The sequence below is a fragment of the Myxococcota bacterium genome, assembly GCA_035498015.1.
Lineage (GTDB): Bacteria > Myxococcota_A > UBA9160 > SZUA-336 > SZUA-336 > VGRW01.
In genome coordinates this window covers 22,952-37,246 of sequence record DATKAO010000154.1, presented here as the reverse complement: position 1 = coordinate 37,246, position 14,295 = coordinate 22,952, and the positions used below count along the sequence as shown (strand labels likewise).

The window sequence follows — 14,295 nt, the reverse complement described above, 5'->3', positions numbered from 1 at the left end:
CGGGGCAGCGCCCGTGACACGATGCCGTGTCGCTGCGCTGGGCTTTTTCTGTCTCTGCGCCGCACTCACTGCGCGCGCGCAGCAGCCGGCGCCCGCGGACCTGGCGGCCCCGGCCGAGGCCCCGCAGCAGGAGGCGCCGATCCCGCCCGGCTTCCGCGGCGTGGTCGTCTCCGACATCCAGGTGGCCGGCAACCGGCGCATCGAGGCCGACGCGGTGAAGGCCGTGATCGGCACCAAGGTCGGCGACAAGATCACGCAGTCGCGCCTGGCCGAGGACGTGAGGCGCATCTACGGGCTGGGTTTCTTCCACAACGTGCGCGTCGACATCGACCGCGCGCCGGGCGGCGGCGCGCTCGTGACCTACCAGGTCGAAGAGAACCCGGTCATCCGGCAGGTGAGTATCTCGGGGAACCAGAACATCGGCTCCGACGACATCAAGCAGAAGCTCACGATCACCGTCGGCTCGACCGTCGACTACCCGCTGTTGATGGAGAACAAGCAGCGTATCGAGGCCCAGTACCAGGCCAAGGGCTACTACCAGGCCAAGGTCGACTACACGCTGGAGCCGCAGGGCGAGGGCTCGGTGGGCGTGAACTTCGACGTGGTCGAGGGCAAGAAGCTCAAGCTCCGCGAGATCGACTTCCGCGGCAACAAGGCGCTCTCCGACCGCCAGCTGCGCGGCGCGATGCAGACCAAGGTCTGGACGCTCACCTCCTGGGTGACTCAGATGTGGGACAACTCGGGTCTGTACGCCGAGCCGCTGTTCTACCAGGACCTCGACAAGATCCAGCGCCTGTACATGGACCAGGGCTACATCCGCGTGCAGCTCGGCGAGCCCGACGTGCAGGTCAGCGACGAGGGCATCAAGGTCGCGGTCGACATCAGCGAGGGCCCGCAGTTCCACGTGGGCACGGTCGACGTGCTGGGTGACGAGACCATGGATCGCGACCAGCTGCTCTCGCTGCTCGAGCAGAGACAGGGCGACGTGTTCAGCCGCTCCAAGCTCACCGCCGACGTCGACCGGCTGCGCAGCTTCTACGGCGACCGGGGCTTCTACGACGCCGCGGTGAATCCGATCACGCAGGTCGACCCGGAGAAGCTCACCGTCGCGACCAACTTCGAGGTCAAGAAGGGCGAGCTGTACTTCGTCGACGGCATCGACCTGCACGGCAACACGCGCACCAAAGACACCGTCGTGCGCCGCGAGCTGACCATCGCCGAGGGCGACATGTACTCCACCGCCGCGGTCGCGATGAGCAAGATGCGCGTGCAGCGGCTGGGTTACTTCGAGGAAGTGGACATCGGGGCCAAGCCCTCCGATGAGCCGCACCGCGTGGCGATGAACGTCGACGTGGTCGAGAAGCCGACGGGCAGCTTCAGCTTCGGTGCCGGCTTCGGCTCGGTCGACGGCTTCATCATCTCGGGCTCGGTGCGCCAGGACAACCTGTTCGGCACCGGCCGCTCGCTGTCGGCGGGCGTCGACCTGGGCTCGATCAACAAGAACTTCTACCTGCGCTTCATCGAGCCCTACGTGTTCGGCACGCAGGCCAGCCTGGCAGTCACCGGACAGAGCGCGGCCAGTCAGTACGTCGATTTCGAGGAGAAGCTCACCGGCGCCAGCGTGAACCTGTCGTACCCGCTCGACGAGTCGTACACCTACGCGTCGGGCGGCTACGCCTTCTCGGGCCGCAAGGTCACCGGCTTCGAGTCGGTGCAGGCCGCGTCGCTCCTGCAGCGCGAGGAGTTCCAGGGCCTCACCACCACGTCGCTCGTGACCTTCTCGCTGCGGCGCGACACGCGCGACGACCTGCGCTTCCCGAAGAACGGCAGTGTCTCGGGCATCGCGGTCGAGTTCGCGGGGCTGGGTGGGTTCTCGCAGTTCCTGCGCGCCGAGGCGCGCACCACGCAGTTCTACCCGCTGAAGCGCTGGCTCGGCTTCGACTCCACGTTCGTGTTCAACTCGCGCATCGGCTACGTGCTGCCGTTCAACAACATCTCGGACTTCAGCCTGCCGGGCTGCGGTCAGTCGGACTGCACGAGCCTCGAGACGGTGCCGCAGGTGAAGTTCCTGCAGGACATCGACACGGACCTGAAGCTCCCGCTCACCGAGCGCTACTTCCTGGGCGGCATCGGCGCGTTCGAGGTGCGCGGCTTCAAGCAGCGCTCGCTCGGGCCGCGGCGCACGATCCTGTCCCAGTTCCGCCAGGGCAATGCGCTCTTGTTCACGCCGTTCGGGCGCGAGACCAAGACCGGACAGACCACGCCCCAGGGTCAGTGCAAGCCGGGCAACGTGTGCAACGACATCACCGATCAGGACATCTCGGACTTCGAGAACCTGAAAGCCACCGACGTGATCGGCGGCAACTCGATGATGCTGATCAACCTGGAGTTCGATTTCCCCATCTCGGAAGAGCTGGGTCTGTCCGGGATCGTCTTTCTCGACATGGGCAACGCGTTCGCCGAAAACGAGTTCATCAACCCGGTGGACTTCCGCTTCGGCACCGGGGCCGGCATTCAATGGTTCAGCCCGTTCGGCCCGATCATGGTGATTCTGGGCTTCCCGCTGGACAAGCTGACCGACGAGCAGGGCTCGGTGTTCGAGTTTTCCCTCGGCGGGCAGCAGTACTGAAAAACGCTCACTTTCCCTCCGGGCCGCGAAACGGCACGGTGTAGCCCCCGCAAAGGAGACTCCATGCAGCTCTGCACCCGAAACGCCGGCCTCCGGCTCGGCCTGGCGCTCGCCCTCTTCATCCCGGCCCTTCCGGCCGCGGCCGATTTCAAGCTGGCGCTCGTCGATCGCCAGCGCGCGCTGATCTCGAGCGACCGGGGGAAGGAGGCCGAGAAGACCCTGACCCAGCTCCAGGAGAAGAAGAAGAAGGAGATCGAGCCGCGCTCGAACCAGTGCAAGAAGATCCAGGAGGACACCGAGTCGCAGAAGTTCGTGATGTCGGACGACGCCCTCCAGGAGAAGACCATCGAGTTCCAGCGCTGCACGCGCGACCTCGACCGCGACGTCCAGGCCGCGAAGGACGAGCTGGTGGTGCAGCAGCAGAAGCTGCTCTCGCCGATCGCGAAGCGGCTCGAGGAGATCGTGACCTCGATCGGCAAGGAGAAGCAGTTCGACCTGATCCTCGACCGCTCCACGCCCGGCGTGCTGTTCGCACCCGACGCGCTCGACGTGACCGACCTCGTGATCAAGAAGCTGAACGAGAAGTGACCATGGAGAAGGGACCCCTCGGCCGCGAGCGCATTCTCGAGCTGCTTCCGCACCGGTACCCGATGCTCATGATCGACCGCGTGCTCGAAATCGGCGAGAACTACGTGCGCGCCGAGAAGGTGATCTCTTCCAACGAGCCCGCGCTGCAGGGTCACTTTCCGGGCCGCCCGATCTTTCCGGGGGTGCTGATCCTCGAAGCCATGGCGCAGGCGGCGGGTATCTGGGCGGCGACCAACTCGCCCGCGCTGCGCGAGAAGCTCTCGGTGCTGGCGGGCATCGACGGCGCGCGCTTCCGCCGCCAGGTGGTGCCGGGCGACGTGCTCGTGCTCGAGGCGCGCGCGCTCGCGGCGCGCTCGAAGCTGATCAAGATCGAGGCCAAGGCGTCGGTCGGGGGAGAGACCGTCGCCGAGGCGGTGATCATGGCCGCGTTCGTTCCGAAGGAAGGGGGGGAGGCATGAAACGGATCCATCCGTCGGCGATCGTCGATCCCGGCGCGGAGCTCGCGGACGGCGTCGAGATCGGGCCGTTCTGCGTGGTCGGGCCCAACGTGCGGCTCGGCGAGGGCGTGGTGCTCCGCTCGCACGCCGTGGTCTCGGGTCACACCGAGGTCGGCCGCGAGACGCACGTGTTCCCCTTCGCGAGCCTGGGCGAGCAGCCGCAGGACGTGAAGTACAAGGGCGAGCACACGCGGCTCGAGATCGGCGCCCGCAACATGATCCGCGAGCAGGCGTCGATCCATCCCGGCACGGCGCTGGGCGGCGGCACGACGCGCCTGGGCGACGACAACATGATCATGATCAACGCCCACGTGGGTCACGACTGCATGATCGGCAGTCACGTGATCGTCGCCAACAACGTCATGCTCGCGGGTCACGTGGTGATCGAAGACTACGCATATCTCGCGGGCGGAGCCGCGATCCAGCAGCGCGTGCGCGTGGGTGAGTCGGTGATGGTGGCCGCGCTCTCCGGCCTCACCCAGGACGCCGCGCCCTTCACGCTGGTCAACGGCTGGCCGGCGCGCGTGATCAAGATGAACCGCGTCAACCTCGAGCGGCGCGGCCTGGCCGCGGAGCGCATCGAGGACGTGGAGCGCGCGTTCCGCATCATCTTCCGCGACGGGCTGCGCGCGCACGAGGCCTACGCCAAGGTGCGCGCCGAGCTGCCGAGCTCGCCCGAGGCGGAGCGCATGGTCGCGTTCCTCGAGAAGTCGGAGCACGGTTTCGCGCGGCGCCGCTGACGCGGCGCCACCGCGGGGCGAATCGCCATGGCGGTGCTCGGGCTGATCGCGGGCAGCGGGCCGCTACCCTTCGAGGTCGCGCGCGCGGCGCGCGAGCGCGGGCTCGGCCTGGCGATCGCGGCCATCGAGGACAACGCCGACCCCGCGATCGAGTCCGAGTCGAGTGACTCGTTCGCCTGGCTGAACGCGGGCGAGCTGGGCAAGCTGATCGAGTTCCTGCGCGGGGCGGGCTCGCGCGAGGTGATCCTGGCGGGCGCGGTGAGCAAGCGGGCGCTGCTCTCGGACCCGCGCCGGCTGCGGCCCGACGCGCGGGCGCTGGCGCTCTTGGGCAAGCTGGCCGCGCGCGGCGACGACGCGATTCTGCGCGCGGTGGCCGACGAGCTCGCGGCCGAGGGCCTGCCCGTGGTGGAGTCGACGCGCTATCTCGGCAGCCGCATGACTGCGCGCGGCTTGTGGTGCGGCGCGCCGCTCGACGAGAGGCTGCGCGCCGACCTGGCGCTTGGCCTGCGCGTGGTGGCGAGCCTGGGCGAGCACGACGTGGGCCAGGCCTGCGTGGTGCGGCAGGGCACCGTGCTCGCGGTCGAGGCGCTCGAGGGCACCGACCGCATGCTGCGGCGCGCCGCCGAGTTCGGCGCCGGCGCGGTGCTGGTGAAGGCCGCCAAGCGCGAGCAGGACATGCGCTTCGACGTGCCGGTGATCGGGCCCGGCACGATCGCGGTGGCGAGTGAGTGCCGGCTGCGCGCGATCGGTCTCGAAGCCGCGCGCACGCTCGTGCTCGAGCCCGAGAAGACCCGCGCCGCCGCCGAGCGCGCGGGCATCTCGATCGTCGGGCTCGGACCCGAGGACGCCTAGCGTGCCCACGCGGTCATCGCTCCCGCGCATCGCGGTCGTCGGTGTGGGTCACATGGGCCGCTTCCACGTCGAGAAGCTCGCGCAGCTGGCGGGCGAGGGCGTGATCGAGCTCGCGGGAGTGTGCGACCGCGACGCGGCTCGCGCCGCCGAGGTGGCGCAGAAGTTCGGCACGCGCGTGATCGGCAGCGTGGCCGAGATCGCCCGGCAGGCCGACGCCGCGATCGTGGCCGTGCACACCTCCGAGCACGCGCGCGTCGCGGAGGAGCTGCTCGAGTCCGGCGTCGACTGTCTGGTCGAGAAGCCGATCGCGACCACGCGCGCCGAGGCGCGCCGGCTGGTCGACACGGCGCGTGCGCGCGGGCGCATCCTGCAGGTGGGTCACATCGAGCGCTTCTCGCGCGCGTTCCGCGCCATTCGCCCCGCGCTCGGCCGGCCGCGCTTCGTGGAGGCGCACCGCATCGGGCCCTACCCGGCGCGCGCCACCGACGTGTCGGTCGTGCTCGACCTCATGATCCACGACCTCGACATCGTGGCCGAGCTCGCGGGGGGCGAGGCCGAGCGGGTCGAGGCGGTCGGCGTGCCGGTGTTGTCGAAGACGGAAGACATCGCGAACGCGCGGCTGCGGCTCGTGGGCGGATGCGTCGTGAACCTCACCGCCAGCCGCGTGTCACTCGAGCGGCTGCGCAAGGTGCGGCTGTTCCAGTCCGACGCCTACGTATCGCTCGACCTGGGCGAGAACAAGATCACGCTGGTGCGTCGCGAGGGCGTGCCGGGCGAAGGCGAGGCGCCGCGCATCGTGGTCGAGAAGCTCGAGTTCGACGCCGCCGACGCGCTGCTCTTGCAGGACCGCGCGTTCGCCGAGTGCGTGCGCACGCGCGCCGAGCCCGAGGTGAGTGGCGCCGACGGCGTGCGCGCGCTCGAGCTCGCGCTGCGCATCCAGGAGGCGATCGAGCCGATCGAGGCCGGCGGGTGAAGCTGTTCCTCTCCACCGCCGACGCCTCGGGTGACTTGCACGCCGCCGCGCTGGTCGAGGCGCTGCGCAAGCGCGTCCCCGAGCTCGACGCCTTCGGCCTGGGCGGGGCGTCGCTCGAGGCGGCGGGCTTCCGGCCCCTGGTCGCGCAGTCCGAGATCGCGATCGCGGGCCTGGTCGAGGTGCTGGGCGCGGCGCCGCGCGTGGCCGGGGCCTACACGCGGCTGCGGCGGGCACTCACGGGCGGGAAGCCCGAGCTCGCGGTGTTCGTCGACTCACCCGACCTGAACCTGCCGCTCGCCTCGGTCGCCAAGCGCCACGGCGTGCCCGTGCTGTACTACGTGGCGCCGCAGGTCTGGGCCTGGCGGGCCGGGCGCGTGCGCAAGCTCGCGCGCCGCACCGACCAGATGGCGGTGATCTTCCCCTTCGAGGAGCCGTTCCTGCGCGCCGCGGGCATCCGGGCCGAGTTCGTGGGTCACCCGCTGATCGACCGCCTGGCGCCGCTGGCGCACGAGCGCGACCGCTCCGAGCTCGCGCGCTCGCTCGGGCTCGACCCGGCGCAGCCGATCGTGGGTCTCTTGCCGGGCAGCCGGCACAACGAGGTCGAGCGCAACTGGCCGCTCATGCGCGAGTCACTCGAGCTGCTGCGCGGCGCGCTGCCCGGGCTGCAGGCGCTGCTGATCGTCGCGCCCACGCTCTCCGCCGAGTCGTTCGGCGCGCCGGACTGGCTGCGCGTGGTGCGCGGCCGCTCGCACGAGGCGATGGCGGCGTCGACCTGTCTCGTGTCCGCGGCAGGCACCGCCACGATCGAGGCGGCGATCCTGGGCGTGCCGCTGGTGGTCGCGCACCGCACGAGCCCGCTCACCTTCGAGCTGGCCCGGCGGCTCGCGACCGTGTCGTCGAGCTGCATGGTGAATCTGGTGGCGGGCGAGGGCATCGTGCCCGAACGCATCCAGGGCCAGGCGCGTCCCGCGGCGATCGCCGCGCTGGTGTCCCGGCTGCTGCACGACGCCGGCGCGCGCGCGGAGATGAAGCGCGGCCTGGCGCGCGCGGTCGCGAAGCTCGGCCCGCCCGGCGCCGCAGAGCGGGTGGCGGACCTGGCGCTCGGGCTGGTGAAGCGGGCGTGATCTTCGCCTACGACCTGCTCCTTTTGCCGCTCGCGCTGCTGGCGGCGCCGTTCCTCGTGGTCGCGGCGCTGTTCGGCGCGTTCGGGCCGCTGGGCTCGGTGCTCGAGAGACTGCGCCCGCTGCCGCGCATGCCGGCCGGCACGGTGTGGGTGCACGCCGCGAGCGTGGGCGAGGTCGAGGCGGCGGCGCCGCTGGTCGCGCGGCTGGTCGAGCGCGGCCTGCCCGTGATCGTCACGGCAGTCACGGTGACCGGGCGCAGCCGGCTGCGCAACGTGCTGCCGCGCGTGCGCACGCGCATCGCCCCGCTCGACCTGCCCGGGCTCGTGCACCTCTCGCTGGCGCGCGCGCGTGTCTCGGTGCTGGTGCTGATCGAGACCGAGCTGTGGCCGAACCTGATCTCGGCGGCCGCGGCACGCGGCGTGCGCGTGATCGTGGCCGGCGGGCGCATCTCGGACCGGAGCTTCCCGCGCTACCGGCTGTTCGCGCCCTTCTTCGCGCCGCTGCTCGCGAAGCTCCACGCGGTGGGCGCGCGCGCCGAGCTCGACCGGGCGCGCTTCGTGGCGCTGGGCGCGCCCGACGCGCGCGCATCGGTGGTGGGCGACCTGAAGCTCGACCGTCCGCGCGCGCCCGAACCGAGCGAGGCGCTGCGCGACTCACTGGGCCGCGGCCCGTTCCTGATCGGCGGCAGCACCCACCCGGGCGAGGAGGAGGCGCTGGTCTCGGCCTGGCAGCGGCTGCGCGCCACGCGCGCGCCCGAGCTGCGGCTGGTGCTCGCACCGCGTCACCCCGAGCGCGTGCCCGAGGTCGCCCACACCGTGCGGCGCGCCGGCGCGCGCGTCGGCCTGCGCACGCAGGGCGCCGCCGACGCCGACGTGGTGATCGTGGACAGCGTGGGCGAGCTCGCGAGTCTCTACCACCTGGCCGACCTGGTGTTCGTGGGCGGGAGTCTCGCGCCGATCGGCGGTCACAACCTGATCGAGCCCGTGCAAGCGGCGCGCGTGGTGGTGCACGGTCCGAACGTGCAGAACCAGCGCACGCAGGTCGCGCTGCTGGGCCCGTTCGGCGTGCTGCACGCGATCGAGAACGCGGCCGAGCTCGAGCGCGTGCTGCGCGAGCTGTGGGCCGACCCCGAGCGCAACGCGCCCGCGCGCGAGGCCGCGAAGCGCCTCGAGGAGCACCGCGGCGCCACCGACCGCGTGCTGGCGCTCGTGACCGAGGCGAGGGGCTGACTCGATGCCCGAGCTCGAGTTCCTGTGGCGCGTGCACGAGTCACCCGCACAGCGCCTCGCGCTGGCGCCGCTGGCGGCGGCCGAGCTTCTGTACGCGGCCGGCGCACGCCTGCACAGACTCGTGTACGACGCGGGCTGGCGCCGGCGCACGCGCCTGGCCGCGCAGGTGGTGTCCGTGGGGAACCTGGCGGTGGGCGGATCGGCCAAGACACCGGTCGCGGCGTTCCTGGCGCGCGAGCTGCGCGCGCGCGGGCGCAAGGTGGCGCTACTCTCGCGCGGCGTCGGCGGCCGGCGCACGCGCGGGGTGAACGTGGTGTCCGACGGCGAGCGCGTGCTCGCCGCGCCCGCCGACGTGGGCGACGAGCCGTGTCTCCTGGCCGCGGCCGCGCCCGGCGTGCCCGTGCTGGCCGGAGCCGAGCGCGTGGCCATCGGCTTGCGCGCGATCGCCGCCTTCGGCGCCGAGGTGCTGGTGCTCGACGACGGCTTCCAGCACCACCCGCTCGAGCGCGACGTCGACCTGGTGTGTCTCGACGCGCGCCTCGGCCTGGGCAACGGCCACGTGCTGCCGCGCGGTCCGCTGCGCGAGCCGCCCGGGGCGCTGCGGCGCGCCGACGCGCTGGTCTGGACGCGCGCCGAGCCGGGCGACCCTGCGCCGCCGGGCCGCGACCGACTCCCCGCGGGCCTGCCCGAGTTTCGCGTGGCGCTGCGCAAGCTCGGACTGCGGCCCCTGGCGGGTGGCGAGCGGGCGCCGCTCGAGCGACTGCGCGGCGCGCGCGTGGGGCTCGTGGCGGCGATCGCGCGCCCGGACCGCCTCGCGCGCGACCTCGACTCACTCGGCGCCGAGGTGTGCGCGCGGCGGGTCTTCGCCGACCACCATGTCTACACGCCGGCCGATCTCGCCGGGCTGGACCGCGAGCTGCTCTGGGTCACGACCGCGAAAGACGCCGTGAAGATCCCGCCGGCCTGGGCCGGCCCCGCGGAGCTGGTCGTGCTCGACGAAGACGTCGAGCGCGAGGCCGCGTCGGCGCTGGTCGAGTTCGTCGCCTCGAAGCTCTAGCTCAAGAGCAGCGCCTGCTGGCGCCTCACCGATGCGACGAAGGCGAGCAGCACGAGCGCGATCACCACCACCGGCAGATGACTCGCCTCGTCGTGAGTCAGGTGCGCGTGCGCCGCGCCCAGCATGATGATGAACAGGCCGCAGGCCGACCAGAACGCGAGCCGCGGGACGAGCAGCGCGATCGCGCCCAGCAGCTCACAGCTGCCGATGAACATGCGGAAGCCGTCGGAGTAGCCGAACTTGTGGAAGCCGTCGACCGCCTGGGGATCACTCATGAGCTTCGGGTACGAAGCGAACAGGTAGAGCGCCGCGAGCAGCCCGCTCGCCAGCCAGGTCGCGATCATCACGTTGCGGCTCGACATGGCGGTCTCCCCGATGTTGGACGACGAGTCAGCGTGTCACGGCCCGCGCGAGCCGGTCAAACGGAGCCGCGGGCGCGAGTCTGATATGCTGCGCGGCCTCATGGATCTCGCACGCCGCTCTCTTCACGGCCCCCCGCTCGAGCGCGCGGAGCTGCTCACCACGTTGACTGCGGAGCTTCCGCTGCTTCCGCTCTTGCACGAGGCGCGCGTCGCGCGCGAGCACGGCTTCGGAAACCGCGTGCGCGTGCACATCCTGAGCAACGCGCAGAACGCGCGCTGCCCCGAAGACTGCGGCTACTGCTCGCAGTCGGCGGTCACGAACGCGCCGCTCCGGCCCTATCCGTGGAAGCCCAAGGAGGAGCTGATCGCCGAGGCCAAGCGCGCGCACGCCGCGGGCGCGTTCCGCTACTGCATGGTCGCGAGCGGGCGCGGCCCGAGCGATCGCCAGGTCGAGTTTCTCGCCGACGCGGTGCGCGCGATCCGCGCCGAGGTGCCCGTACGCATTTGTGTGTCGGTAGGGCTGCTCGACGAAGACAAGGCGCGCCGGCTGAAGGAGGCCGGCGTCGACCGGCTGAATCACAACCTGAACACCAGCGAGCGGCGCTACCCCGAGATCTGCAGCACGCACACCTACGCCGACCGCGTGGCCACCTTGCGCGCGGCCCGTGCCGCGGGGCTCGAGCAGTGCAGCGGGCTGATCGCGGGCATGGGGGAGGCCGACGAGGACCTGGTCGACGTGGCGCTCGAGCTGCGCGGGCTCGAGATCCCCTCGATCCCGGTGAACTTCCTCCTGCCCATCGAGGGCAACCCGCTGCAGTCCGACGGGTCACTCACGCCGGAGCGCGCGCTGCGCGTGCTGGCGATGATGCGGCTGGCCAACCCGCGCGCCGAGGTGCGTATCGCCGCCGGCCGCGAGGGACACCTGCGCTCACTGGAGGCACTTTCGCTCTGGCCCGCCAACTCGCTGTTCGTCGAGGGCTACCTGACCACCAAGGGCAAGGGCGCCGTGGCCACCTACCGCATGATCCGCGACGCCGGCTTCGTGGTCGAAGGGCCCGAGGGGGAGATCATTCCCTGGGCCGCCCTGGGGCTCGACGACGTGTTTCGCGTCGAAGGCGAAGATCAGATCCTGAAGCCTGCGGTCCTGGCCCAGCTCCGCTAACCTGCCCGTCCGATGGTCGCGTGGGCACACTACCTACGCTCGGGGGGGGCCGCGTGAAGCCCATACGGACCGTGGAGATCGGCGATTCGACGTCGGGCCGCTTGCGGCTCGGGGCCGGTCTGCCGCTCGCCTGGATCGCCGGGCCGTGCGTGATCGAGAGCCAGACGCTCATGGCCGCGACCGCCGAGCGTCTGAAGAAGCTCTCCGAGAAGCTCTCGACGCCGCTGATCTTCAAGTCGTCCTATCTCAAGGACAACCGCAGCGACGAGCTCTCCTACCAGGGCCCGGGGCTCGACGACGGGCTCGAGATGCTGGCCTGGATCCGCAAGGAGTTCGAGCTGCCAGTGCTGTCCGACGTGCACAGCGTGGAGGAGATCGCGGCCGCGCGCGAAGTGCTCGACGTGATCCAGATCCCCGCATTCCTGTGCCAGCAGACCTCGCTCTTGATCGCCGCGGGCAAGTCGGGCAAGCCGGTGAACGTGAAGAAGGGCCAGTTCATGTCGCCGAGCGCGATGAGTCACCCGGTCGGCAAGATCGAGCGCACCGGGAACCAGCGCGTCCTGCTCACCGAGCGCGGCGCGCAGTTCGGCTACCACAACCTGGTGGCCGACATGACGGCGATCCCGCTCATGAAGGAGATCGGCGTTCCGGTGGTGTTCGACGCGGGTCACCAGGTGCGGCGCTACGGCATTCCCAGCACCGACCCCGCCGGGGGCGGCCCGCGCGAGCACATTCCCGTGCTGATCCGCTCGGCGGTCGCGGCCGGCGCCAACGGCGTGTTTCTCGAGACCCATCCCAACCCGCGCGAGGCGCTGTGCGACGCGGCGAGTCAGTTTCCGCTCGACCAGCTCGAGGAGCTCATGATGCAGACGAAGGCGCTGGCCGAGCTGATGCGCGGACAGGGTCACGCATGAGCGCGCGCATCGACCCCGAGCTGCTCGAGATATTGGTCTGCCCGAAGTGCAAGGCCGACCTGGACGTGAAGCGCGCGGCCGACGGCGCCGAGCAGTCACTCGACTGTCCGAAGTGCCGGCTGTCCTATCCCGTCGAGGACGGGATCCCGGTCATGCTCGTCGAAGAGGCGCGGCCGCTCTAGCCGCGCTGCGCTCGCCCGACAGCCGGTAACCCAAACGGTGCAGCGCGAGCTTCCACTGCTCGCGGCGCATCCAGCCGCGCAGGGCGGCGCGCAGCTTGCGGTCGCGGCCCGTGTAGGCGCCGATGAACGCCGCCAGCTCGCGGCGGCCGATCGGGCCGCGGAACAATCCCGCTTTCACGGCCGAGCGCGTCAGTCGGCCCAGGTTCCGCGCGCGCAGGCGCGGCGGCAGCCCCCCGCGCGGGTGGTACACGGCGCGGTCGAGGTCGACCACCACGATGCGCCGCCGGCCCGCGTCCTCGACCACCAGCACGTTGTGGAGCTGCAGGTCGCGGTGGTCGACGCCCGCGTCGTGGAGCCGCCGCACGGCCTCGCCCACCTCGCGCAGGAGCGTGCGCTGCGCCTCGGCGGAGGGGGCGCTCAACAGGGCGTCGAGCAGGTCGCGCGCGCCCCGCTCCTCGCGCGTGCCGATCAGCGCCGACCAGAACGGCCCGGCCGCCGGCCACAGCGCCAGACACAGCACGTGCGGCACGGGTGCGCCCATGGATTCGGCGCGCGCGGTCACGTGCAGCTCCTCGAGCGCGCGCGCCGGCCCCAGATAGAGTGACCCGGTGAGTCCGCCGAGCAGCCCGCCGTGCTGGTAGCGGCGCAGCACCACGTGCGTGTCGCGCCGCAGTGACACGCTCGGCACCACCCCGCGGCCGCGGCGCGGCGCGCGCGCGAACAGGCGCTTGCGCGCCTCGGGGTCGGCCAGCCGCAGCGCCACGAGCTCGGACGCGAGCTCGGCGTCGAACACGAGATAGGCGTCGGCGACGCGGTGCACCACGTAGCCGGCGGGCACGTGCCGCACGGGCCCGCGCATCAGTCGTCGCTCCGGCCGAGCCGCCGCATGAGATAGATGCCGATCGCGAGCGCGAGCGTGTTGGGCAGCCACAAGCCGAACCAGGCCGGCACCACGCCCTTGGTGGAGGCCATGTCGCCCAGCGAGAACGTGATCCAGTACAGCGCCATGACCACGATCGCGGTGAGCGCGCCCGCGGAGCGGCCCGAGCGCATGGGCCGGATGCCGAGGGGCACGGCGATCAGCGCGAGCAAGATCGACGCGGCCGGGAACGCCAGCCGCCGGTTGATCTGCACCGAAAGCCCCGTGCCGTAGCGGCCGTCGAGCCGCTTGTGCTCCGGATCGTCCTTGGGCAGCCGCCAGGCGGCGATCAGCTCCTGGAACGTGAGCTGACCCGTGCCGACCTTGGGGTCGGTGTACTGCGACACGTCGACCGCGGTGCGCATGGTGTGGAAGCGGATGCGCCGGTAGTGACTCGGGTCGGGGTCGCGGAAGTGGATCGAGCCGTCGTGCATGAGGAACGCGAGCGAGCGTGCGTCGGGGTCACTGTCCAGCGTGCCGCAGCGCGCGGCCGCGTAGAAGCTGCGGCCGCCTTCCTCCTCGCTGGCGCTGCCGATCAAGACGCCCTCGAGCGGACAGCTCGCCCCGCCCAGTGAGTGCACGAACATCAGCTTGTCGCCGAACTCCATGAACTTCCCGGGCTCGATCACCTGGATCGATCCGGCCAGCTGGCGCAGCAACACGCGCATCTTCATGGCCGCCTTGGGCTGCACCTCGAACAGCATGTAGGTGGCGGCCAGCGCGGCGATCACGCCCAGCGCGAGCGCCGGCGGCAACAGCCGCGCCACGCTCAGGCCGCTGGCGCGCATGGCCACGATCTCGCCGTCGGCCGACATGCGGCCGAGTGACAGGAGCACCCCGAACAGCAGCGCCGAGGGCAGGGCGTACGAGGCGTAGGCGGGCAGGATCACCATCACCAGCTGCCCCAGGCCCTCGAGGCCCACCCCGGCGGCCGCCAGCTCCTCCATGAAGCGCAGGAGGTTGCTGACCACGAGCAAGAGGATGATCGCGAACAGACCCAGCAGGGCGTGCAGCAGGATGTCGCGGAACATGTAGCGCCACAGGAGGAGCGGAGCGACCATCGCAAA

The 14,295-nt window shown here is 71.3% G+C and carries 15 protein-coding genes; 12 read left to right on the top strand and 3 right to left on the bottom strand.

The features are described 5' to 3' along the window. Positions 1–13 precede the first annotated feature (13 nt). The 9 genes from bamA (at position 14) to lpxK (ending at position 9,689) form a co-directional block, all read left to right on the top strand. Entirely contained in the window at positions 14–2,629 is a 2,616-nt protein-coding gene (bamA, locus tag VMR86_14125; GenBank protein ID HTO08183.1) for an outer membrane protein assembly factor BamA, read from the top strand. A gap of 63 nt (positions 2,630–2,692) precedes the next feature. Continuing rightward, positions 2,693–3,217, top strand: coding sequence for an OmpH family outer membrane protein (locus tag VMR86_14120; GenBank protein HTO08182.1), 525 nt, complete (start codon positions 2,693–2,695; stop codon positions 3,215–3,217). A 2-nt stretch (positions 3,218–3,219) separates the two neighbouring features. Next, a complete protein-coding gene (gene fabZ, locus VMR86_14115) occupies positions 3,220–3,675 on the top strand; it encodes a 3-hydroxyacyl-ACP dehydratase FabZ (protein HTO08181.1) in 456 nt (151 codons plus the stop codon). After that, on the top strand, positions 3,672–4,454 hold the full coding sequence (gene lpxA / locus VMR86_14110) for an acyl-ACP--UDP-N-acetylglucosamine O-acyltransferase (GenBank protein ID HTO08180.1): 783 nt from the start codon (positions 3,672–3,674) through the stop codon (positions 4,452–4,454). Before fabZ ends, lpxA begins: the two co-directional genes overlap by 4 nt. 27 nt (positions 4,455–4,481) lie before the next feature. Beyond that, entirely contained in the window at positions 4,482–5,306 is an 825-nt protein-coding gene (gene lpxI, locus VMR86_14105) for a UDP-2,3-diacylglucosamine diphosphatase LpxI (protein ID HTO08179.1), read from the top strand. 1 nt (position 5,307) lies between these two features. Beyond that, positions 5,308–6,279 (top strand): Gfo/Idh/MocA family oxidoreductase, encoded by a 972-nt coding sequence (locus VMR86_14100; GenBank protein ID HTO08178.1) that lies wholly within the window; start codon positions 5,308–5,310, stop codon positions 6,277–6,279. After that, entirely contained in the window at positions 6,276–7,403 is a 1,128-nt protein-coding gene (lpxB, locus tag VMR86_14095; protein ID HTO08177.1) for a lipid-A-disaccharide synthase, read from the top strand. The genes VMR86_14100 and lpxB overlap by 4 nt, the downstream gene beginning before the upstream one ends. Further along, positions 7,400–8,632: a glycosyltransferase N-terminal domain-containing protein gene (locus VMR86_14090; GenBank protein ID HTO08176.1), complete on the top strand. Its 1,233-nt coding sequence runs from the start codon at positions 7,400–7,402 to the stop codon at positions 8,630–8,632. The genes lpxB and VMR86_14090 overlap by 4 nt, the downstream gene beginning before the upstream one ends. Before the next feature lie 4 nt (positions 8,633–8,636). Continuing rightward, positions 8,637–9,689 carry a tetraacyldisaccharide 4'-kinase gene (lpxK, locus tag VMR86_14085; protein ID HTO08175.1) on the top strand — a complete coding sequence of 351 codons (1,053 nt, stop codon included), beginning with the start codon at positions 8,637–8,639 and terminating at the stop codon, positions 9,687–9,689. Here lpxK and VMR86_14080 read toward each other — a convergent pair. Then, positions 9,686–10,051: a DoxX family protein gene (locus VMR86_14080; protein HTO08174.1), complete on the bottom strand. Its 366-nt coding sequence runs from the start codon at positions 10,049–10,051 to the stop codon at positions 9,686–9,688. The genes lpxK and VMR86_14080 overlap by 4 nt on opposite strands. A 100-nt stretch (positions 10,052–10,151) precedes the next feature. On the opposite strand from VMR86_14080, the gene bioB reads away from it, so the two are divergent. The 3 genes from bioB (at position 10,152) to VMR86_14065 (ending at position 12,309) form a co-directional block, all read left to right on the top strand. Next, the gene (gene bioB / locus VMR86_14075; protein HTO08173.1) at positions 10,152–11,213 is read left to right on the top strand and encodes a biotin synthase BioB; all 1,062 of its coding nucleotides are present in this window, start codon (positions 10,152–10,154) and stop codon (positions 11,211–11,213) included. Positions 11,214–11,275: 62 nt separating this feature from the next. Beyond that, complete coding sequence (gene kdsA / locus VMR86_14070; GenBank protein HTO08172.1) at positions 11,276–12,127, top strand: 3-deoxy-8-phosphooctulonate synthase; 852 nt, start codon at positions 11,276–11,278, stop codon at positions 12,125–12,127. Continuing rightward, the gene (locus VMR86_14065; GenBank protein ID HTO08171.1) at positions 12,124–12,309 is read left to right on the top strand and encodes a Trm112 family protein; all 186 of its coding nucleotides are present in this window, start codon (positions 12,124–12,126) and stop codon (positions 12,307–12,309) included. Before kdsA ends, VMR86_14065 begins: the two co-directional genes overlap by 4 nt. Here VMR86_14065 and VMR86_14060 read toward each other — a convergent pair. Next, on the bottom strand, positions 12,278–13,168 hold the full coding sequence (locus VMR86_14060) for a lipopolysaccharide kinase InaA family protein (GenBank protein ID HTO08170.1): 891 nt from the start codon (positions 13,166–13,168) through the stop codon (positions 12,278–12,280). The genes VMR86_14065 and VMR86_14060 overlap by 32 nt on opposite strands. Continuing rightward, complete coding sequence (locus tag VMR86_14055) at positions 13,168–14,289, bottom strand: LptF/LptG family permease (protein ID HTO08169.1); 1,122 nt, start codon at positions 14,287–14,289, stop codon at positions 13,168–13,170. Before VMR86_14055 ends, VMR86_14060 begins: the two co-directional genes overlap by 1 nt. Between the last annotated feature and the right edge of the window lie 6 nt (positions 14,290–14,295).